Origin of the sequence: Sphingomonas trueperi (assembly GCF_011927635.1) — a bacterium.
Lineage (GTDB): Bacteria > Pseudomonadota > Alphaproteobacteria > Sphingomonadales > Sphingomonadaceae > Sphingomonas > Sphingomonas trueperi.
On sequence record NZ_JAATJB010000009.1, the window covers coordinates 18,954 to 38,770 of the forward strand.

General features: G+C 68.5%; 13 protein-coding genes. 6 read left to right on the forward strand and 7 right to left on the reverse strand.

The features are described 5' to 3' along the window. Window positions 1–36 precede the first annotated feature (36 nt). From GGR89_RS14125 to GGR89_RS14145, 5 genes are all read left to right on the forward strand, one after another. A complete protein-coding gene (locus GGR89_RS14125) occupies window positions 37–2,391 on the forward strand; it encodes a TonB-dependent receptor family protein (protein ID WP_125977575.1) in 2,355 nt (784 codons plus the stop codon). Window positions 2,392–2,404: 13 nt separating this feature from the next. Further along, window positions 2,405–3,784: a PepSY-associated TM helix domain-containing protein gene (locus GGR89_RS14130; RefSeq protein ID WP_125977577.1), complete on the forward strand. Its 1,380-nt coding sequence runs from the start codon at window positions 2,405–2,407 to the stop codon at window positions 3,782–3,784. Window positions 3,785–4,072: 288 nt separating this feature from the next. Beyond that, window positions 4,073–7,222 (forward strand): intermembrane phospholipid transport protein YdbH family protein, encoded by a 3,150-nt coding sequence (locus GGR89_RS22805; protein WP_125977579.1) that lies wholly within the window; start codon window positions 4,073–4,075, stop codon window positions 7,220–7,222. Between the two features lie 25 nt (window positions 7,223–7,247). Next, window positions 7,248–7,442 carry a YnbE family lipoprotein gene (locus GGR89_RS14140; protein WP_125977581.1) on the forward strand — a complete coding sequence of 65 codons (195 nt, stop codon included), beginning with the start codon at window positions 7,248–7,250 and terminating at the stop codon, window positions 7,440–7,442. Beyond that, entirely contained in the window at window positions 7,442–7,819 is a 378-nt protein-coding gene (locus GGR89_RS14145; RefSeq protein WP_125977583.1) for a YdbL family probable chaperone protein, read from the forward strand. Before GGR89_RS14140 ends, GGR89_RS14145 begins: the two co-directional genes overlap by 1 nt. A 24-nt stretch (window positions 7,820–7,843) precedes the next feature. Here GGR89_RS14145 and GGR89_RS14150 read toward each other — a convergent pair whose 3' ends face one another. The 4 genes from GGR89_RS14150 to GGR89_RS14165 all read right to left on the reverse strand — a co-directional run bounded on the left by GGR89_RS14150 (window position 7,844) and on the right by GGR89_RS14165 (window position 13,708). Continuing rightward, window positions 7,844–9,367 carry an ABC transporter permease/substrate-binding protein gene (locus GGR89_RS14150; protein WP_125977585.1) on the reverse strand — a complete coding sequence of 508 codons (1,524 nt, stop codon included), beginning with the start codon at window positions 9,365–9,367 and terminating at the stop codon, window positions 7,844–7,846. After that, on the reverse strand, window positions 9,364–10,131 hold the full coding sequence (locus tag GGR89_RS14155; protein ID WP_125977587.1) for an ATP-binding cassette domain-containing protein: 768 nt from the start codon (window positions 10,129–10,131) through the stop codon (window positions 9,364–9,366). Before GGR89_RS14155 ends, GGR89_RS14150 begins: the two co-directional genes overlap by 4 nt. Window positions 10,132–10,177: 46 nt before the next feature. Continuing rightward, window positions 10,178–12,811 carry a glycoside hydrolase family 2 TIM barrel-domain containing protein gene (locus tag GGR89_RS14160; RefSeq protein ID WP_245201687.1) on the reverse strand — a complete coding sequence of 878 codons (2,634 nt, stop codon included), beginning with the start codon at window positions 12,809–12,811 and terminating at the stop codon, window positions 10,178–10,180. A gap of 144 nt (window positions 12,812–12,955) precedes the next feature. After that, window positions 12,956–13,708, reverse strand: a complete 753-nt coding sequence (locus GGR89_RS14165) for a dienelactone hydrolase family protein (RefSeq protein ID WP_125977591.1) — start codon at window positions 13,706–13,708, stop codon at window positions 12,956–12,958. 296 nt (window positions 13,709–14,004) lie between these two features. Between GGR89_RS14165 and GGR89_RS14170 the strand changes: the two genes are divergently transcribed. Next, the gene (locus tag GGR89_RS14170) at window positions 14,005–14,202 is read left to right on the forward strand and encodes a hypothetical protein (protein ID WP_241213443.1); all 198 of its coding nucleotides are present in this window, start codon (window positions 14,005–14,007) and stop codon (window positions 14,200–14,202) included. A gap of 12 nt (window positions 14,203–14,214) precedes the next feature. On the opposite strand, the gene GGR89_RS14175 is transcribed toward GGR89_RS14170, so the two are convergent. The 3 genes from GGR89_RS14175 to GGR89_RS14185 all read right to left on the reverse strand — a co-directional run bounded on the left by GGR89_RS14175 (window position 14,215) and on the right by GGR89_RS14185 (window position 19,784). Continuing rightward, a complete protein-coding gene (locus tag GGR89_RS14175) occupies window positions 14,215–15,633 on the reverse strand; it encodes a glucoamylase family protein (protein ID WP_125977595.1) in 1,419 nt (472 codons plus the stop codon). A gap of 63 nt (window positions 15,634–15,696) precedes the next feature. Next, window positions 15,697–18,747, reverse strand: a complete 3,051-nt coding sequence (locus GGR89_RS14180) for a TonB-dependent receptor (protein ID WP_241218063.1) — start codon at window positions 18,745–18,747, stop codon at window positions 15,697–15,699. A gap of 2 nt (window positions 18,748–18,749) precedes the next feature. Next, the gene (locus GGR89_RS14185; protein WP_126001668.1) at window positions 18,750–19,784 is read right to left on the reverse strand and encodes a LacI family DNA-binding transcriptional regulator; all 1,035 of its coding nucleotides are present in this window, start codon (window positions 19,782–19,784) and stop codon (window positions 18,750–18,752) included. Window positions 19,785–19,817: the final 33 nt, after the last annotated feature.

Sequence of the window (19,817 nt, forward strand, 5' to 3'; positions counted from 1 at the left end):
GCTGTCGCGCGGGCGCACCCGGATCAGGAAGATTTCATGTCCAAGCTCTTGTTTTCGGCGGCCGTCTCGGCCGTCCTGTGCGCGTCTGCAGCGTCCGCGCAGACCTCCGATGACGCACGCCGTGCCGAACTGCTCCGCCAGCGCGCGGCGATCGATGCCGAACTGGCCAGGCTCGATGCTGCCCCCCCGAAGCCGCAAGCCGCACCGCCGGCCATCGCCCCGCCCGGTACCGACGAGATCTTCGTCACCGGCAAGGCGCTGCCGCTCACCACAGGGGTGAGCGGCCAGACGGTGACGACGGTCGCCGCCGCCGCCTTCCGCAACACGCCCGCGACGACCATCGCCGACATCGTCCGGCTCTCGCCCGGCATCGCGGTCACCCAAGGCAACGGCCCGCGCGATGTGGGCGTCTCAGTGCGCGGCTCGAATGCGCGCAACGGTTTCGGCGCGCGCAACCTGCAGGTGTTCGAGGATGATTTCCCCGTCACCCAGCCCGATGGCCTCGCCCGCTTCGACCTCACCGACCCGCATGCCTATGGCGCGGTCGACGTGGTGCGCGGGCCCTCCTCGGCGCGCTACGGCAACTACGCGCTGGGCGGCGCGGTCAACTTCCGCACCCGTTCGGGCCGCGAGATCCAGGGCGTCGAGGCCGGGTTCGACGCGGGCGGCGACGGCTATGCCAATCTCTATGCGACGATCGGGCATGCGACCTCCGGCCACGATATCGCGGTGTTCGGCAGCTATGTCCGCGGCGACGGCGCCACGGGGCATACCGGCTACGAGACCGGGACGCTCAACGCGCTGGCCAGGTTCGAACTCGGCAGCGGCGATCGTGTCGCGGTAAAGCTGATCTACAACGAAGGCGATTTCCGCCTTTCGACCCGGCTTTCGTACAACCAGTATCTGACCAATCCCTATCAGCAGGGCTGCCAGGCGGCGGCGACCGCAGCGCCCGGCTGCGGCACCATCTCGGTGCTGGTCAACGGCATCAACGGCGCGCGTATCTCCCAGACGGCGGACGAGGGCAATCTTGCCCGCAACGATCGCCGGACGATCATCGGCACCCGCTACGAGCATGATCTGGGCCCCAACACCACCTGGCGCACTCAGGCGACCTTCGACAGCCGCGTGGTCAACCAGCCGACCAGCGCGACCCCGTTCAAGGGCACGCTCGACAGCTATAACATCACCTCGGACGTGACCCATCACGGCCGGATCGCCGGGATGGAAACCACCAGTTTTGTGGGCGTCTTCTACAACTATCTCGACAACCAGAGCTACAGCTTCAACAAGACCCCCGCCGGCCGCAACGGCTTCGGCGCGCTGACCCAGACGGTGTTCGGCGACGTGCGGAACGTGGGAGTGCGCGCGCGCGAGGAACTGCAGCTTACCGGCCGGCTGCAGGCGATCGCCGGGATCGGAGCCGAGCGCTCGATCCTCGACGTCCGCCAGACTGCCTATAGCTACCCGGTCGGCGCGAACCCGGTGCTCGCCTTCATTCCCGCCGATCGCCACTTCACCAACGTCGCCCCCGAGGCGGCGCTGTTCTGGCAGGCGGTCGACGCGGTGCGGCTGCATGCGCGGGTAGGGACGGGCTACGGCATCCCCCAGGCCGGCAACCTGTTCGTCACGCCGGCGGGCGTCGCGGGCAACAACGCCAGCCTCAAGGCGCCGCGCAACACTGGCGTCGATCTCGGCGCGAAGGTGGCACTGGGCAGCACCTTCAAGGCCGAGCTGACCGGCTATTACGAATGGTTTACCAACGAGCTGGTCAGCCAATCGGCCGGCGTGAACCTGCTCGCCTACACCTCGAACGTGCCGCGCTCGGTGCATCGCGGCATCGAGCTGGGGGTGAGCTGGAAGCCGCTGCCGGGCCTGCTGCCGGGTGCCAAGCTCGACGCGAGCTACAGCTATAACGACCAATATTATACCGACTTCCAGGAGCGGCTGACCGCCGGCACCGTGTCGAAGCTGCTCGATCGCAACGGCAAGGCGATTCCGGGGGTGATCCCCAATTTCCTCAATGTCCGCGCCGGCTATGACCAGCCGGCAGGGCCGCTGCAGGGCCTGGGCGGCTTTGCCGAGCTCGGCTATCGCGACCGCTTCTTCGTCGACAACAGCAACCTGTTGGCGATGCCGTCGGCGACCTTGGTCAACCTGAACCTGCATTACGCCCCCCCCAATGGAAGCGGACCGCTGTCGCGGCTGAGCTTCTACGCCTCGGTGCAGAACCTGTTCGACGCCACCTATGTGGGCGCCGCCTCGGTCATTTCGAACAGCCTCGCGGCCTCAGGCGCAGAGAACCCGGCATCGGTGCTCGCCAACACCACCGGCTCGGTCTACGCCGGGCAGCCGCGGACGGTCTATGCCGGCGTGAAGGCCCGGTTCTGAGGGGGAGGGACAGATGCAACACTCCCGTCGTCGGCGCTGGCCGAACACCGCAACCGTGTGGCGCTGGCATTTCTATGCCGGCCTGTTCTGCATTCCCTTCGTGCTGTGGCTGGCGGTCACCGGCTCGATCTACCTGTTCCGCCCGCAGGTCGAGGCGCTGATCGACGCGCCCTATGCCAATCTCGCCATCACCGGCCCGCGTGCTTCGGCGGCGGAACAGGCGGCGGCGGCAGTGCGGGCGGTGCCGGGATCGGTGCTCCACCGCTATCAGCTGCCCGAGACCGACCGTCAGGGGGTGCAGATCATCGTCGGCAAGGGGCAGGACGAGACACGCGTCTATGTCCATCCCCAGACGCTGGCGGTGCTCAAGACCGTCGACGAGGACCAGCGGCTGATGCGGGTGGTGTTCCGGCTGCACGGCGAGTTGCTCGCCGGGACGCCGGGCTCGTATCTGGTCGAGCTGGCGGCCTCCTGGACGATCGTGATGCTGCTCTCCGGCCTGTTCCTGTGGTGGCCGCGCCGCGGGGGCCTGGGCGGCATCGTCTATCCGCGGCTGACCGCCGGCGGGCGGCGCTTCTGGCGCGATCTCCATGCGGTGACCGGCTTCTGGGTCTCGGCCTTCGCGCTGTTCCTGCTAATTTCCGGGCTGCCCTGGGCGAAGAGCTGGGGCGGCTATCTCAAGGCGGTGCGCGGGGTGGTGGAGGGCCACCCCGTCAAGCAGGACTGGACCACCGGCCGCGCCGACGAGCTCCGCCAGCGCGCCGCCGCCGATGCCGGCACCCGCGCGATGATGGGCGAGCATGCCGAGCATCACGGCATGGCGATGGCGCACCCGGCGGTCTCCTATGTCCCGCTCGACCGGCTGATCGCGACGCTCGGCCCGCTGCGGCTGGCGACGCCGGTGCTGGTCTCGCCGCCGGCCGGCCCCGGCCAGCCCTGGACCGCCAAGTCCGATGCCGCCAATCGCCCGCTGCGCACCGACCTGACGCTCGACGGCGACACCGGCAAGCTCCTCTCGCGCAAGGATTTCGCGCAGCGGCGGCTGGTCGATCGGCTGGTCGGCTATGGCGTTGCGATCCATGAGGGGCAGGCGTTCGGCTGGCTCAACCAGCTGCTCAACCTGCTGACCGCGCTGGGGCTGATCCTGCTCGCGGTGAGCAGCGTGGTGCTATGGTGGCGCCGGCGACCCGAGGGCGTGCTCGGCGCGCCGCGCGCGGGCGAGCCGCGGCCGGCGGCGCTCGCCTTCTTCGCGCTCTTGATCGCCCTGGGCCTGTTCCTGCCGCTGATGGGGATCAGCCTGCTCGCGGTGCTGGCGGTCGAGCGGCTGGTGCTGGTGCACCTGCCGGGGGCGCGGCACTGGCTGGGGCTGCGCGGGGTGCGTGCAGCAGCCTAGACGGCGTCAGGGTGCAGCGGCTAGCCTCGTTACCGGAGCCTATCGCCGCGCCGTGCCTGCAGCGCAAGTCCGCGATGCGGACCGCAGGGGGAGACGATGCATCCGGTCGATACGTTGGAGCTGTCCTCGTGCTGTTCGCGGCGGCGATCGCGCTGCATTGGGTCGCCGAGCGGCTGTCGTTCCTGCCTTGCACGGACCCGCGATCTCGCCTGATCGGCGTCTAAAGGAACCTTTGCAGGATCGGAGAGCTATGGCTAGGGGCCGCACGGTCAGGCGGCTGGAGCGGGCGTGAACCGAAGCGAAGATGACACCGACGCCGAGGCGCGGCGGAGCAGTGCAGTAGCGCGGGCGAAGCGACGGCGTCGCGTCGCGGTGGCGCTGCTCGTTCTGGTGTCGGCGAGCGTGGCGACGGTATGGCTGCAGCGGCGGACGATCGCGCAGGGCTTTGTCGACCGCGAACTGGCGCAGCGCGGGGTGCCTGCGCGCTATGCGATCGAGCAGCTTTCCCCCTGGCGCCAGCGGCTGACCAACGTCTCGATCGGCGATCCGCGCAACCCCGACCTTACCGCCGACTGGATCGAGTTGCGCACGGCGCTCACTCCGTGGCGCGCCGAGCTGCTGGTCGCGAAGGCGGGGAGGGTGCGCGTGCAGGGACGCATCGTGCATGGCGCGCTGTCGCTCGGGGCGCTCGACCGGCTGATGCCGCCGTCTTCGGGCAAGACCTTTTCCCTGCCGCGGCTCAGCGTGGAGGTGGCGGACGCACAGCTGCGGCTGAACAGCGATGCGGGGCTGATGGTGCTCGGCCTGCGCGGCAAGGGGCTGCTGACCGACGGGTTTGTCGGCACGGTGCGCGCGCAGTCCGGGCAGCTGCATTTCGGAAGCTGCGATCTGGTCGGCCTCGGCGCCGAGATGCAGGTCCGCATCCGCAAGGGGGCTCCCAGCCTCACCGGGCCGCTGGCGGCGCAGCGGCTGGCGTGCGGGGATATCCAGGCCCTGCAGCCGAGCGGGAATGTACGCGTGACGCTCGATGCGGCACTGGCTGGCTGGAACGGCGATGCCCGCCTGGGTCTGGCGTCGCTGCGCGCGGCCTATGGCAGGCTAGGCCGCAGCAATGCCCGGCTTGATTTTGCAGGAGACCTAAGTCGAACGACGGGCGCGGTCGCAGTCCAAGGCACCGATGTGCGGACCGACGCGGTGAGCGCCCGGATCGTCGACGCTTCCGGCCGCTATGCTATCGGCACGGTCATGGCCTTCGATGGCCGCATTCGCGTGCGAGACGCAGCTGTTTCTACGTCAACACGCGCGCAGATTGGTGGCTATCGCAAAGCAGTAGCAGCGACGCCGGTGGCGCCGCTTGCCGCCAAGTTCGCCTCGGCAGTGGATGCCGCGGGGCGGCGTTTCGATGGTTCCGCCACGCTCGGGATCGCCACCCGCGGGCGCGGCGCCACGCTCCGCCTGAACGCCGTCGACCTCGCCGCGCGCTCCGGTGCGCGCATCCGCTTTGCGGGCGAGCAGGGCGCGGTGCTGGATTTCCCCAAGGGCGCGGTCGCGCTTGCCGGGCAGCTGTCGCTCGGCGGCGGCGGGATGCCGGACCTCGCGCTCGATCTCCTGCAGCGCCCCGGCAGCGACCAGCTCCAGGGCACCGGTACGCTGCGGCCCTATGCGGCCGGGCGCGCGCGGCTGGCGCTGTCGAACCTCTTTTTCACCACCCGGGGCGGGGCGGGGTCGGCGCGCACCGTCGCGACTCTTTCCGGCCCGGTCGGCAGTGGGCGGATCGAAGACCTCTCGATGCCGCTGGTCGCGCGCTGGAACGGCTCCAGCGTGCTGGTCAACCCCGGGTGCGAGACGCTCGGCTTCGCGCGGATCGCCGCCTCCGGCATGGTGCTGCGCGGCCATCGCCAACGGCTGTGCCCGCTGGGGTCGGCGATGGTCGCCTGGAACGGCAAGCGGCTGACCGGCGGTGTTCGCACCGGCGCGATCGCGCTGACCGGCAGCATGGGCAGCAACCGGCTGAGCCTCGCCGCCGGCGAAGCGCGACTGGACTTGGCGCGGCAGGCTTTCGACTTCAACGGCGTCGCGGTGCGGATGGGGGCGGACCGGCCGACGCGGCTCGATATCGGCCAACTGGGCGGCACGTTCGGCGCCACGCTCGGCGGCAGCTTCGATACGCTGGGCGGACAGATCGGCGCGGTGCCGCTGGTGCTTTCGCAGGGCAAGGGGACCTGGCAGGTCGCCGATGACGGGCTGGCGCTGCTCGGCAGCTTCCGCCTCGCCGATGCCGAGCCGAGCCCGCGCTTCGAGCCGCTGCTCGCCCCCGCGGGCCGGCTGACGCTGCAGGGCAACCGGATCGAGGCGCAGGCCGATCTGATCGGCACCAAGCGACCGGTGGAAGTCGCCAAGGTGTCGATCACCCATGATCTCGGCCAAAGCGCGGGGCAGGCGGTGCTCGAGGTGCCGGGCATCCGCTTCAAGACCGGCGGACTCCAGCCGATCGACCTCACGCCGCTCACCCTGGGCGTGATCGCCGATGTCGACGGCACGGTCGCCGGCTCGGGCAAGATCGCATGGGACAGCGAGACAGTCACCAGCAGCGGCCGCTTCACCGCCACCAACGTCGCGCTGGCGGCAGCCTTCGGCCCGGTGCAGGGGCTCACCACCGAGCTCAACTTCACCGATCTGCTGGGCGTGCAGACCGCGTCGGGGCAGGTGGCGACGGTCACCGAGATCAATCCCGGCGTGCCGGTGCGCGCAGGCGAGTTCCGCTACCAGCTGCTCGACAGCCGCCGCGTGCGGGTCGAGGGGGCGCGCTGGCCGTTCGCGGGGGGGGAACTCGTCCTCGAGCCGACCACGCTGGACTTCAACGAAGCCGGCAAGCGCCGCATGACCTTCCAGGTGAAGGGCGTCGACGCCGCCCTGTTCCTCAAGGAAATGGCTTTCGACAATCTCGATGCCACCGGCACCTTCGACGGCACGCTGCCGATGATCTTCGACGAGAGCGGCGGGCGTATCGAAGGCGGCGAGCTGCGCGCCCGCAAGGGCGGGCACATCGCCTATGTGGGTGAGGTCTCGCGCGAGAATCTCGGCACCTGGGGCAACATGGCGTTCCAGGCGCTCAAGTCGCTCGACTATCGCAACCTGTCGATCCGGATGAACGGGCCGCTGGCGGGCGAGATGATCACCGACATCAGCTTCTCCGGGCTCAGCCAGGGGCAGGGCACCAGGTCCAACTTCCTCCTCCGCCGGCTGGCGCGGCTGCCGCTCGTCTTCAACGTGCGGATCAACGCGCCCTTCCGCCAGCTGATGGATTCGGTGCAATCCTGGTACGATCCACGCCGCCTGATCGAGCGCAACCTGCCGGCGTTGATCGAGGAGCAGAAACGTGCGCAGGAAGCGGGCCAGCGCTCCGTTCAGCCCGCCGACAGCACAACCCGTCCATGAAAGGCATGTCTATGAGCTTGGAAGCATGAAACATGGTTCGTCTCTTCGGCTGGGGGCATGCGGGATCGCCCCGCTGGCGCTGCTCGGCGGCTGCGTGACGGTGAACGCGCCCGACAAGCCGATCGTGATCAACCTCAATATTTCGATCACCCAGGAAGTGGTCTATCGCCTCGACAACAAGGCGAAGGCCATCATCCAGGACAATCCGGGGATTTTCTGATGCGACAGTTGCTCTCGACCTTCGGCATGGCAGCCGCGATCGCGGCGGGCGGGATCGCCCCGGCCTTCGCCCAGCGCGACCCCGCCTATCAGGCGGCGCGCCAGCAGGGCCTCGTTGGCGAACAGCCCGACGGCTATCTCGGCATTGTCGGCACGGCGACGCCCGAGCTGCAGGCGATCGTCAACAACATCAACATCCAGCGCAAACGTCAGTACACCCAGCAGGCGGCAGCGAGCTCGACCGTCGAGCAGATGGCGTTCGTCACCGGCTGCAACCTGATCCTGCGCACCGCGCCGGGCGAGAAGTATCGCGCGCCCGACGGCCGCTGGCTGACCCGCGGTGCGGACGCGCCGGTGCGCGACGCGCGTTGCCTCTGATCCGCCAGGTCGTGCGGCGTTAGGCTAGCGGTCGAGTTGCGTCGCCAGCCAGCGCGCGGCGGCATCGGGGCTTTGCTTGTCGGTGTCACGGTCGACGCGGTAATTGGCCTGCCGCATCCGCTCGACCGGCACCGCGCCGATCAGCGGGCGGAGTGCGGCCTGGAAGCGGGCATCTTTCGCGTGACGGGGCGCGATCAGCAGCACCGCGTCATAGCCGGGGATCGCGCCCTTGGGGTCCTTGAGCACCGTGAGCCCCTGCGCGGCGATCCGGCCGTCGGAGGAGAAGGCGGGGATCACGTCGGCGGTGCCGCTGGTCAGTGCGCGGTACATGAAGGTCGGCTGATAGGGATTGGCCGCGGCGAAGCGCAGGCCATAGGCGCGCTGCACCGCCTTCCATTCGGAGCGTTCGAGAAACTCGATGTCGGTGGCGAGCTTGAGCGACGGCGCGACCTTGGCGAGATCGGCGATCGTCGCGATGCCGCGCCGCCGGGCATCGTCGCCCCGCATCACGAAGGCATAGGCGTTCTCGAAGCCGAGGCTTCCCAGTAGCGTGACGTTGCTGGTGCGCTTCGCCCAGTTGGCGACGCCGCGGACGATTGCGGCGCGGGGCGGCACGTCGGTGCGGTGCATCTGGTTGGTCCAGATCGTGCCCGAATAATCGACATAGACGTCGATCGCGTCGCTCGCCAGCGCACCATAGGCGACGCCCGAGCCCAGCCCCTCGCGGTAGCGCACGCTATAGCCCGCCGCCTCCAGCCGGGTGCCGATCAGCCGTGCGAGGATGTATTGCTCGGAAAAGCCCTTGGCGCCGATCGTCACCACGCCGCGGCGCGCCGGCCAGGCGGGGGCGAGGGCGGCGAGGGCGCCGACGGCTAGGAGGCCGAGGCTCAGCCAGACAAGCGCGCGGCGGCGATGGGCGATGCCCCATTCGGCCAGCCCGAGCAGTGCGTCGACCGCCAGCGCGAGCCCGGCGGCGGCGATGCAGCCGGCGAGCACCAGCGCCCAGTTCTGCGTCTGCAACCCGGCGAAGATCAGGTCGCCCAGGCTGGGCTGGCCGACGGTGGTGGAGAGCGTCGCCGCGCCGATCGTCCAGACGGCGGCGGTGCGGATGCCGGCCATCACCACCGGCGCGACCAGCGGCGCCTCGACCAGCCGGAGCTTCTGCCAGCGGGTCATGCCGACTCCGTCCGCCGCCTCGCGCACCGCCGGGTCGAGTGTGACCAGCCCGGTCACTGCATTCCGCAGGATCGGCAGCAGCGCATAGAGGGTGAGCGCGAGCAGCGAGGGCAGGAAGCCCAATGCCGGAATGCCGCCGCCGACCAGTGCCGACAGCGACAGCAGCAACGGATAGAAAAGCGCGAGCAGCGCGAGGCTGGGGATGGTCTGGATCAGGCTCGCCAGCCCCAGCGCTGCCCGGGCGACGCCCCGATGCCGGGCGGAGAGCACTGCCAAGGGCAGGCTGATCGCGATGCCGAGCAGCAATGCGGCAAAGGCCAGCAGCAGATGCTGCGCCAGCAATTCGGGCACGCGGGCGAAGGCGCTGGTCATCGGGCGAGCGCCGCCAGTCGCTCGGCCTGCTCGCGCGGCACCGCGACCAGCGCATCGGCCGCGGCGCCACCCTTGCCGGCGAGCAGGTCGCGTGGGGAAGCGTCGCCGACGACGCGGCCGGCTTCCATCACCAGGATCCGATCGGCGAGCAGCAGCGCCTCGGCCATGTCGTGGGTCACCAGGATGGTGGTGAGCCCCATGGTTTCGTGCAGCGCGCGGATCGCCTTGCCGAGCGCGTCGCGGGTAACGGGATCGAGCGCGCCGAACGGCTCGTCCATCAGCAGCAGCTTGGGCGACGTGGCGAGCGCGCGGGCGACGCCGACCCGCTGGCGCTGGCCGCCGGAAAGCGCGTCCGGCAATCGCGCGGCCATCGCCTCGGGGAGATCGACCAGCCGCAGCAGCTCGGCGACGCGTGCCTGTCGATCCGTCGTGCCCGCCAGCTTCAGCCCGATCGCGACATTTTCGCCGACGGTGAGGTGCGGGAACAGGCCGACATTCTGGAAGACATAGCCGATCCGCCGGCGCAGCAGGTGCGGGGGCTCGGCATCGACCGGCTCGCCGTCGATCAGGACGCGACCTTCGCTCGGCGCGATCAGCCGATTGACCATCTTGAGCAGGGTCGACTTGCCCGAGCCCGAGGCGCCGACCAGCGCGACAAAGCTGCCGCCGGCGATCTTCAGCGACACCCCGTCGACCGCCCGCGCGCCCTTCGCATAGGTTTTGCTGACGCCTTCAAGGGCAACGCTGCGCAACGGGTCCGGCATCGCCCATGCTTGTGGGCAATGTCGCGGCAAAGGTCAAAGCTGCCGCTCAGTTCGGCCGGATCGCGATCCCCGCCACCACCGCATCGCCGCCGACAGGCTCGAACGCCAGCACCAGGCGCCCGCCACTGCTCTTCACCTGAAAACTGCGCGTGACGGCCTTGTTGACGCCGCCGGCTGCCTGCAGCGGCGAGAAGGCCTCGATCACCCGCTTGCCATCGGCCAGCACCGCGAAGCTGCGCGCCGCGCCCTTGGCCGCATCGGGCTCGAAGCTGGCGATGTTCACCGTCCAGCTGCCGTCGGGCAGGGGGATGTCGTAGCCGAACTTGCCCTCGCGGTAGCTGCCGAACAGCGCGGGGCTGTCGGTGCCCTCCACCTTGGGCGGCGGGGCGAAAGGCGAGCGGCCGGCGAGCACCTTCGCCGTGCCGCCCCGGAAGAAGTCGTCCGAGCCATAGCGGTCGCCGCCCATCGTGCCGCCGACCAGCGCGCCGCTGTCGATGAACACGCCCTTGCGCGGATTGGGCGCGTTCCAGTCGAGCGCATCGGTGACCTGCTTGCCGCCGATGTTGGCGGTAGCGACGAGATGGTTGGCACCCGGTGCCAGCGCCACGCCCGGCCACACGCAGATTCGATCGGGGCAGGCGACCTCACCCACGGGCTTGCCGTTGACCGACAGCGACACCCGATCGGCATTGGAATAGCCGCGCACGTCGGTCACCGCATAGGCGCGGTCGACATAGCGGCGGCCGTTGAGGTGCAGCACCGGCGCGTCCGACCAGCTGGCCTGGAGGAAATAAAAGGCGTCCTTTCGGGTCTTGCGGTCGTAGGAAACCAGGCCCTTGGTGTTGATGTCGGTGGCGTCGCCTTCGTTGCGCATCGTCGTGGCGAAATCGAACAGGTTCCACAGCCAGCTCGCCGACAGATAGGGCCGCGCGCGGATCTGCTTCCAATTCTCCTCGATCGCGAGGCTCTGATATTCCTCGGGCTGGGGGCGACCATAGGCGGCGACCGGGCCGCCGCGCGGATTGTCGCTATGCTGGGTCATCGCGCCCCCGGCACCCCATTCGCTGAGGCCGATCGGCAGCGCCGGATGCTTGGCATGGAGCGCATCGAGCGCGGGGCCGACGCCGTCCAGATCGCCATAATACCAGCCATAATAGCGGTTGAGCCCCATCACCTGGGTGACGCCGTTGAGGCTGGGTGCCCCCTGCATCGACAGGATCGAGGGCGTGTCCTCGCAGCAATCGGCATAGACGGTCAGCCGGCTCGGGTCTTCGGCGCGCGCCAGCCGATCGAGCCGCTCCAGCATCGAGCGGGACTGGGCAGGCTTGCCGCTGCCCTTCCGCATCGCATCGATCGCCGCGCCGATATCGGCCTCGTTGCCCACCGACCAGAGCAGGATCGAGGGATGGTTGTAGTTCTGGTGGATCAGCTCGCGCAGCTGTTCCTCGGCATTGGCGATCGTCTCCGGCGCGGGCGGCAGGCTGGGCTCGACATTGGCCTCGTGCACGAAGGGGAGTTCGGCCCACACCACCATGCCCGCCTTGTCGGCCTCGTCGGTCCATTCCTGGGCGTGCTGGTAATGCGCGTGCCGGATGGTGTTGGCGCCGAGCTCAAGCGCGAGGGCCATGTCGCGGGCATGGTCCTCGGGGGTGAGCGCCCAGCCCTTGCCGCCGACGTCCTGGTGTCGCGAGACGCCGTGCAGCGGGGTGGGCTTGCCGTTGAGGATCAGGCCCCGATTGGGATCGAAGGCGAAGCTGCGGATGCCGAGCGGCTGGACCTGCCGGTCGATCACCCGAGCGCCGTCGCGCAGCTCGCTGACGACGCGGTAGAGATAGGGATCCGCGCGGCCCTGCCAGAGGTGGGGGCTCGCGAGGGTAAGGCCACGTTCCACCGCCAGCGCCTGGCCGGGCGCGAGCGCAGCCGGCACGCGATCGGTGGCGACGGGCTTGCCGGTTGCGTCCTGAATGGTGGTGGTGAGCGTTAGCGTGCGGGCGCGAGTGCCGAGGTTGCGCAGCAGCGTCTTCGCGGCGACCTCGGCTCGCTCCGCGGAGACCTTCGGCGTGTGCAGATACACGCCCGGCCCGCCATGATCGGCGAGATCGATATGCGCATCCTCCACCGCCACTAGCCGCACGCCGCGATAGATGCCGCCCTGTACGAAGAAATCGCCGCCAAGCGGGATCACATGCTCCGTGCTGCTGCCCGGCGCCGAAGCGCTGTTGTCGGCGCGGACCGCAAGGCTGTTGGCGCCGGGCTTGAGCGCCCCGGTCACGTCGATCCGGAAGCGAGCGAAGGCGCCGGCATGGCGGCCGACATGCGTTCCGTTCACCCATACATCGGCGATCTTCGAGACGCCGTCGAATTCGAGGAACAGCCGCCGTCCGTTCAGCGCGGCGGGGACGGTAAGGCTGCGGCGATACCAGCCCAGGCCCTGCCGCATATCGGCATCCGCCGCGCGGGTGACGGCATAGGTGCCGACCTTGTTCCAGGTGTGCGGCACCGATACCGGCTGCCAGGCCGCATCGTCGAAGCTGGGAGCGGCCGGGCCGGCATCGGCGTCGCCGGAGTGGAAGCGCCAGCCGGTAGAGAGATCGATCGTCGCGCGCGGCTCGGCGGTGGTCTGGCGCGTAGACTGCGGTTGTGCACAAGCCGGTGCCACGATCGCGGCGGAGGACAGCAAGAGGGCGGCCAAAGCCGAATTCGTGCGCATTGCGATGTCTCTCCCATGGCGATCGCTTGCTGCGCCGCCTTATTGGTCATACCACTCGAAGAGAGGTGGTCTGTCAATAAAGAGCATCACAGGGCTGCAAATGCAGCCCCCGGATTATACCGAGCCGCCGAGCGTGCGGCGGTAGAAGTCGACGGTCAGCGCCATTGCCTGGAGGAACAGCGCGGGATCGTAGCGCGGGCCCTCGTCACGCAGGAAAGCGTGCTGGGCGTTGAGCTCGTGCCAGGCATAGGAGGCGCCAACTTCTTCCAGCCGCGCCCGGATCGCCTCGCGGCCTGCGAAGGGAATGTGCGGGTCCTGCCGCCCCCAGACGAGCAGCAGTTCGGCCTTCAGCTCGGCCATCCTCGGCAGGCTGTCGTCGCTGCGGCCTTCGCCGAGCGTGCCCGAGTGGATGTCGGTGGGATAGAAGCAGGCGGCCGCCGAGACGCGCGGGTCGAGCGCCGCGCGATAGGCGAGGTGCCCACCCAGGCACACGCCGAAGGTGCCGAGCTTGCCCGAGCAGGCGGTGTGCGCCGCGAGCGCGGTCAGCGCCGCGGTGGCGTCCGCATCGAAGGCGGCAACCGGCTTGGTGATCTTGAGCGCATTGCCGCGATCGGTGCCCGCCTGATCATAGGCGAGCACCGTGCCCGCCGGCTCGTACTCGTGATACACCTCGGGCACCGCGACGAGCAGGCCATTGCCCGCGAGCATCGCCGCCAGCCGCCGGATCGGCGCGGTGACCTGGTAGATCTCCGAGAACAGCAGCACGCCCGGGAAGCGACCCTCCACCGCCGGGCGGAACAGATGCATCCGCATCGTGCCGCCGCCGGGGACCTCGATGTCCTGGGTCTCGTCGCTGCGGATGATCATGGGCTGCTCCCTTATGCCGGTTCGACGGCGGCTTTACACGAGAGCGGCCGCAGAGGAACCCACACCTCGCCGCCAGCCGTCATCCCGGCGAAAGCCGGGATCCATTGGCGCTCCTTCGCGGCTCTTGCAGGCACCGAGGAGCGACTGGATCCCGGTTTTCACCGGGATGACGATGGCTGGGGAGTGGATCGCGCCCGACGGGCATGAGGGCTATCCACAGATTCGTCGGCGCCCCCGCTGGACAGCCCGGCGCCTGCCCGAATAGCGGCAGGCGCATGCCTGTCATTGCTACCATCATGAATTCGAACACCGGCGAACCCATCCAGAAGATGACGTTCAACCGCATGCCCAAGCCCTGGGCGTCCTTTACTCTTTCGAACGGCGAACTGGTCCAGGCCAGCCGCGTCGACATCGGCAAGCCTGCGCCGGGCAAGGTCGTCGTGCCGGTCCATGTCTGGGTCGCGCCCAAGAAGACCGACCGGCAGGACGATTAAAGCCGGCCGGCCCTAGAGCCACCCGCCCTTGAAGCCAGCGCGCTGCAGCCCGCGACGGATATGCGGGTTGCGGCGCATCACCTCCCAGACGAGGCCGCTGCGCAGGTTCTCGATCATCAGCAGGATCGGCCCCTGGTCGATCCCCAGATGGTCGCCATCGACCCAGCCGATGCCGGGCACGATCTTGCCGTGCTTGAGCGGCGCGGTCGCGCGGGTCAGCGTGGGGTTGAAGCTGTCGAGAAAGCCGTAGCGGCCATAGATGCCGCGGCCATAGCGCGCGTGCATCGTCGCCACCGCGCGGCCGGCCAGTTCCGGCTCGAACGCGATCGAGGCGGCAGCGGCCGTCGGCGCCAGCGTGCCGTCGTCGCGATCGTCGGGCCCGCGTGCGGAGTAGCTGAAGAACTGGCGCTCGCGGCCGCCGATCCGCTGCCTGAAGTCGCCAGGCCCGTCGCAGGCGGTCAGGCCCCAAACATCCGCGCCATAGCCGGTCCAGCCGCCCGGATTGGCGATCGCATAGGCGCGCTGCGCCCGCACCGCGCGGCGGCTGTTCTCGAAATAGTCGATGCCCTTGGCCGCCATATAGGGATCGCGGATGCCGCGGAAATCGATCCAGCAATGGCTGTACTGGTGGATGAAGAGCGGCGCGAAATGGAGGTGCGGCTCGCCCCATTTGTCGCTCCACTGCGCGTCGAAGCGCGCCGTCCACGCAGTCCAGGTCTCGGGCGGCAGCGGATGGCTCGGCGAGCCGAGCGCCAGCACATAGAGCAGCAGTCCCTCGTTATAGATGTTCCAGTCCGAGGGGATGAAGCCGCTCTCGGGATGCCAGCCCATCGACACGAAGGGCGGGCGCGGGGTGATCCAGGTCCAGTCGACCGCGGCATAAAGCTGGTCGGCGAGGGCGCGGATCTCGGCCTCTTGGGACTCGTCGGCATCGAACCAGCTCTGCGCGAACAGCACGCCGCCCAGCAGCAGCGCGGTGTCGATCGTCGACAGCTCGGCGCGGGCGAAGCGGCGGCCCTTGGTGGTGCCGAGGAAATGGTAGAAGAAGCCCTTGTAACCGCTGGCGTCGCTCTGGCCGTCGCCCTGCGGCGCGGTGGCGAAGAAGCGCAGCGTGGCGAGCGTGCGGGTGCGCGCCTGTTCGCGGGTGATCCAGCCATTGGTGACGCCGATCGGATAGGCGGTGAGCGCGAAGCCCACCGCGGCGATCGAGGCGAAGGAGGGGGTGGGCCAGCGATCGGGCGCAAGGCCGGTCTCGGGATCGGTGGTGTCCCAGAAATAGCGGAAGGTGCGTTCCTGCAGGTCGCGGATGAGCGGGTCTGCCGCCGGCGCGGGGCCGGTCCCGCCGAGGCGGGTGCCGGGTTGCGAGCATGCGCCCGCGAGGCCCGCCAGCGCCACCGCGCCGGAGCCGAGCAGTTGCCTGCGATCGATCATGAAACTTGGGTCCTCAAAAAGATGGGGCGCCGCACGGGAGATGCGCCGCCCCAGTAGGAGGGATCAGAAGGAATAGCCGACCGACAGCTTGAAGGTGCGCGGCGGGTTGCCGCCGACGTCATAGCTGCTGCGCGCGCCCCAGTTCGACGAGGCGGGGTCGTTGTTGAAGGTGACGAAGTTATAGTCGTTGAACACGTTCAGCACGTCGACGCGGAAGCGCAGGCGGGTCTGGTCGCTGATGAACTTGATCGGCACGTACTTGGTGAGCGCCATGTCGATCTGGCGCCGACCCCAGCCGCCGCCCGAACCATCGGTCTCACGCCCGACGATCACGCGCTGGAACGGGTTGGACTGGTTCAGGATCGCCTTCTGATAGGCGGCCGATTCGACCTGAAGCTTGGACGAGAAGGAGAAGCCCAGTGGCAGATCGACGCTGCCCGCCATGACGAGGCGATGCCGCGGCACGCCCGACGAGCGCAGCATCGGATAGTCGCTGATCGACGGGAAATCGAGCAGATAGGTCTCGCCGAGCTGGTTCTCGGTGGCTTCGGTGTAGGTGTAGGTGGCATCCAGGCTCCAGGGCGAGGCCTGGGTGTAGGTCTTGGTGACCTTGAAATAGACCGAGTCCGCGTTGGTCTTCAGTCCGTTGGTGCCGAGGATGATGCTGCGATAGCCCGGGGGCGAGAAGCCGAACGGCGGCGCCGGAGTGTCGGTCGGATTGGCGGGATCGTTGAAGAAGAAGCTGCCGTCCGGCCGCCGATTGCCGAGCAGAAAGGCGAAGCCGTTCCTGCTGGCGATATGGCTGTAGCCGAGCTCGAGCCCGAGCTGTTGGAAACGGCCGCGGATGCCCAGGCTGAACTGGTCCGAATAGGGGACCTTCAGGTCGTTCTTGAGGAAGCGGAACTCGCGTCCGCCGCCGACGGCACCGGTGAGCAACTGCTGGCGGCCTTCGGGCGTCAGGTAGATCGGGTTCCAGGTGACGCAGGTGGTTGCATCCGCGCCCTGGCAGGCGTTGTTCGGATTGGAGTCGGCGCCGATGAAGTTGAAGTTGCGAACGGCGTAGGCGCTCTGGTTCACTTCCTGCTGGAGGAAGTCGAACTGGTTGCGGTCATAGGAGCGGCCATAGCCGCCGAACACCGCGAACCGTCCGGCTTCGTCGATGCGATAGGTGAAGCCGAGGCGCGGCTGGAAGGCGCCGGTGAAGGTCTTGCGGTTGCGGCCGTTCGAAATGAAATCGTTGATGTTGTAGTCGGCGTTGACGAGGTTGGGATAATTGGTGGGCGCGATCGCCGCGAGATTTTCCTGCGAGGTCACGAAATTGACGAACGCCGGGGTCCGTTCGTAATCCCAGCGCAGGCCGAGGTTCAGCGTCAGGTGCGAGGTGACGTCCCAGTCGTCCTGCGCATAGACGCCGAACTGGAAGTTGCTGGAGCGCACGTCGACCGGGCCGGTGCCCGTCGGTACGCCGAAGTCGAGCCGATACGGGATCTGGTCGTTGAAGCCGGTCGGGCTGAACGCGTTGATGTCATAGGTGAACTGCGGGTTGGCGCGGTTCTGCTCGATCGAGCGCAGGCGAATGAAGCTCGCCTTGGTGCCGACCTTGATGGTGTGCCCGCTGAACCCGGTCCAGGTGAAGTCGTCCTGGAAGGTCCAGCCCTTCTGGCCCTTGTTCTGCTGGCTGCCGCCGCCGCCATAGCGCAGCAGATCGGTGCGGGTGAAGTTGCCGTTGTTCAGCGTCGAGGCCTGGAAGAAGAAGGCGTTCCCGCTCGTCTCGGGCGTCGGCGCCCATTTCGTGTCCTGGTAGGAGACGCGGGCGTCGTTGATCCAATTGTCCTCGCTGTGCTGCCAGCGGAGCATGAAGCGCTTCTCGTCGACCTTGTTGAGCGTCGCGGTGCTCGGCGCGTTGATGCCGGTCTGGATCTGCGAGCCCGATTCCTTGCGATACTTGCCGGTCAGTTCGACCAGGTCCCTGTCGGTCGGCTCGATATCGATCTTGCCGAAATACAGGTCCTCGTTGAATCGCTGCGAGAAGGTGCCGAAATACTGCTGGTACTGTGACGGGAAGATGCTGGTCGAGACGCCGTTCTCCGGCCGCACGTCATACGGGCTGTCGATCCGCTTGCCTTCGTACGTCACGAAGAAATGTGCGCGGTCCTGGATGATCGGACCACCCAGCGCGACGCCGAACTGCTTGTTGTTGGAGTTCACCTTGTCGCGCTTGACCGGGAAAAGCTCGGTCGGCCGGCGCGTGCGCAGGTCTTGGTTGGTGTAGTCGATGAAGCCTTCGCCGTGGAACTCGTTGGTGCCCGACTTGGTCGCGGCGGTGATCGCCACCGAGCTGACCTGGTCGAACTCGGCCTTGTAGTTGGACGACAGCACCTGATACTCGCCGATCGCGAGCTGGGGGAACGGGTTGCCTGCCGAGCTGTCCTGGCCGGTGATGCCGTTCTTGAGGACATAGTCCTTCTGGCTGACGCCATCGATGAACACGTTGACGGTGTTGCTGGCCTGGGCGCCGCCCTGGATGCGCGACTCCCCATTGGCGCCCTCGATGAAGCGCACGCCCGGCGCGAGGTCTGCGAAGGCGAGGAAGTTGCGGTTGTTCTGCGGCAGCTGCTCGATCAGCCGCTGGGTGATGTTGATGCCCACCTGGCCGCCGTCCAGCGAGCGGATGCGGTTGCCGGTGACGACGATCTCGTCGCCCGTCGCGGGCGCCGCGGTGTCGTCGCCTGCGGGCGCCGCGCCGGCGTCGGCGGTCGGCGCGCTGGTGATGGTCGTCAGGTCGAGGTCGAGGCCGGCATTCTGGCCGACGCGCAGCGTGAACGCGTCCGAATTGCGCACGCCGTTCTGCAGCTTGATCTCGAGGCGATAGGTGCCCGGACGCAGCGAAGCGAAGTTGTAGCTGCCGTCGGCGCCGACGGTCGCGCTACGGCGGATGCCGGTCGACACTTCGATCGCGGTCACTTCGGTGACCGGGTTGTCGGCGGGCGTGGTGATCGTGCCGCGCAGCGAGGCTTGGCCGACCTGGGCCATGGCAGGGGCGGGGGCGAGCAGGGCACCGGTGCCCAGCGCGGTCATCGTCAGCAATGCAGAACGCAAAACGAGCTTGTTCATGGTTACTCTCTATCTCCCCGGCGGATCGGGTTTCCTGTTGTGTTTTTGGGGTGTTGGCGGGTCGATTCCCGCGCGATGACGATCGGCGCACGCCATTCGAGCGTGTCGTCCGAGGCGCCATCGATCAGTCCGGCGAGGCGCACCACGGCGCGCGCGCCGAATTCGGCAATGTCGATGCTGGCGGTGGTGAGCGCCGGCGAAATCAGGCGGGTCAGCGGGATGTTGTCGAACCCGGCCACCGCCACCTGCTCGGGCACGGAGACGCCCGCGCGCTTGAGCGCCATCAGCGCGCCCACCGCCATCATGTCGTTGGCGGCGAACACCGCGTCATAGTCGGCGCACTCTGCCTGGAGCGTGGCGATGGCGGCGGTGCCGCTGTCCTCGTTGAAGTCGCCCTGCACCACGCGCAGTTCTGCGCCCAGCCGGGCGCAGGCCTCGCGGGTGCCGCGCAGGCGCTCCTGCGCGTCGATATTGGCTGCGGGGCCGGCGATATGGACGATCCGGCGGCAGCCCCCGGCGACGAGATGCTCGACCACCGCGACGGCTCCGGCAACGTTGTCGACGCGCAGTTCGGCGCGAACGCCGTCGTGCGGCGCGCAGTTGACGAGCACCGAGGGCATGGTGCGGGGCAGGTGCTGGAACAGCTCGTCCGAAGTGATCTGCGGCGCCATCACCACCAGCCCGTCCACCCGGCCGCGCATCGCGTGGAGCGCGGTGATGCCGCGATCGGCCTCGCCGTGCATCACCATCAGCAGCAGGTGGAGGCCGAGTTCGGACGCCTGGCGGTCCATGCCGCGCAGCAATTCGGAGAAGAACTCGCCGTGGAGATCGGGAACGACGACACCGATCGTCGAGGAGCGGGCGAGGCTCAGGTTGCGCGCACCGGCATGCGGCACATAACCGAGTCGATTGGCGACATCGCGGATGTGATCGCGCAGTTCGGGACGAATGTTGGTCGCGCCATTGAGCGCGCGCGACACCGACGCGACCGACACCGACGCTTCACGCGCGACATCGCGGATCGTGGCGTTCGGCATGGCGGTCTTCGTCCCCTCCTGGGTCTGGGTTGT

What these genes read in the sequence shown, in the direction of transcription:
- GGR89_RS14145 (WP_125977583.1), top strand. Translation starts at nt 7,442, where the DNA reads ATGCGACAGTTGCTCTCGACCTTCGGCATGGCAGCCGCGATCGCGGCG.
- GGR89_RS14175 (WP_125977595.1), bottom strand. Translation starts at nt 15,633, where the DNA reads ATGATCGATCGCAGGCAACTGCTCGGCTCCGGCGCGGTGGCGCTGGCG.
- GGR89_RS14165 (WP_125977591.1), bottom strand. Translation starts at nt 13,708, where the DNA reads ATGATCATCCGCAGCGACGAGACCCAGGACATCGAGGTCCCCGGCGGC.
- GGR89_RS14180 (WP_241218063.1), bottom strand. Translation starts at nt 18,747, where the DNA reads ATGAACAAGCTCGTTTTGCGTTCTGCATTGCTGACGATGACCGCGCTG.
- GGR89_RS14170 (WP_241213443.1), top strand. Translation starts at nt 14,005, where the DNA reads ATGAATTCGAACACCGGCGAACCCATCCAGAAGATGACGTTCAACCGC.
- GGR89_RS14130 (WP_125977577.1), top strand. Translation starts at nt 2,405, where the DNA reads ATGCAACACTCCCGTCGTCGGCGCTGGCCGAACACCGCAACCGTGTGG.
- GGR89_RS14185 (WP_126001668.1), bottom strand. Translation starts at nt 19,784, where the DNA reads ATGCCGAACGCCACGATCCGCGATGTCGCGCGTGAAGCGTCGGTGTCG.
- GGR89_RS14140 (WP_125977581.1), top strand. Translation starts at nt 7,248, where the DNA reads ATGAAACATGGTTCGTCTCTTCGGCTGGGGGCATGCGGGATCGCCCCG.
- GGR89_RS14155 (WP_125977587.1), bottom strand. Translation starts at nt 10,131, where the DNA reads ATGCCGGACCCGTTGCGCAGCGTTGCCCTTGAAGGCGTCAGCAAAACC.
- GGR89_RS14125 (WP_125977575.1), top strand. Translation starts at nt 37, where the DNA reads ATGTCCAAGCTCTTGTTTTCGGCGGCCGTCTCGGCCGTCCTGTGCGCG.
- GGR89_RS14150 (WP_125977585.1), bottom strand. Translation starts at nt 9,367, where the DNA reads ATGACCAGCGCCTTCGCCCGCGTGCCCGAATTGCTGGCGCAGCATCTG.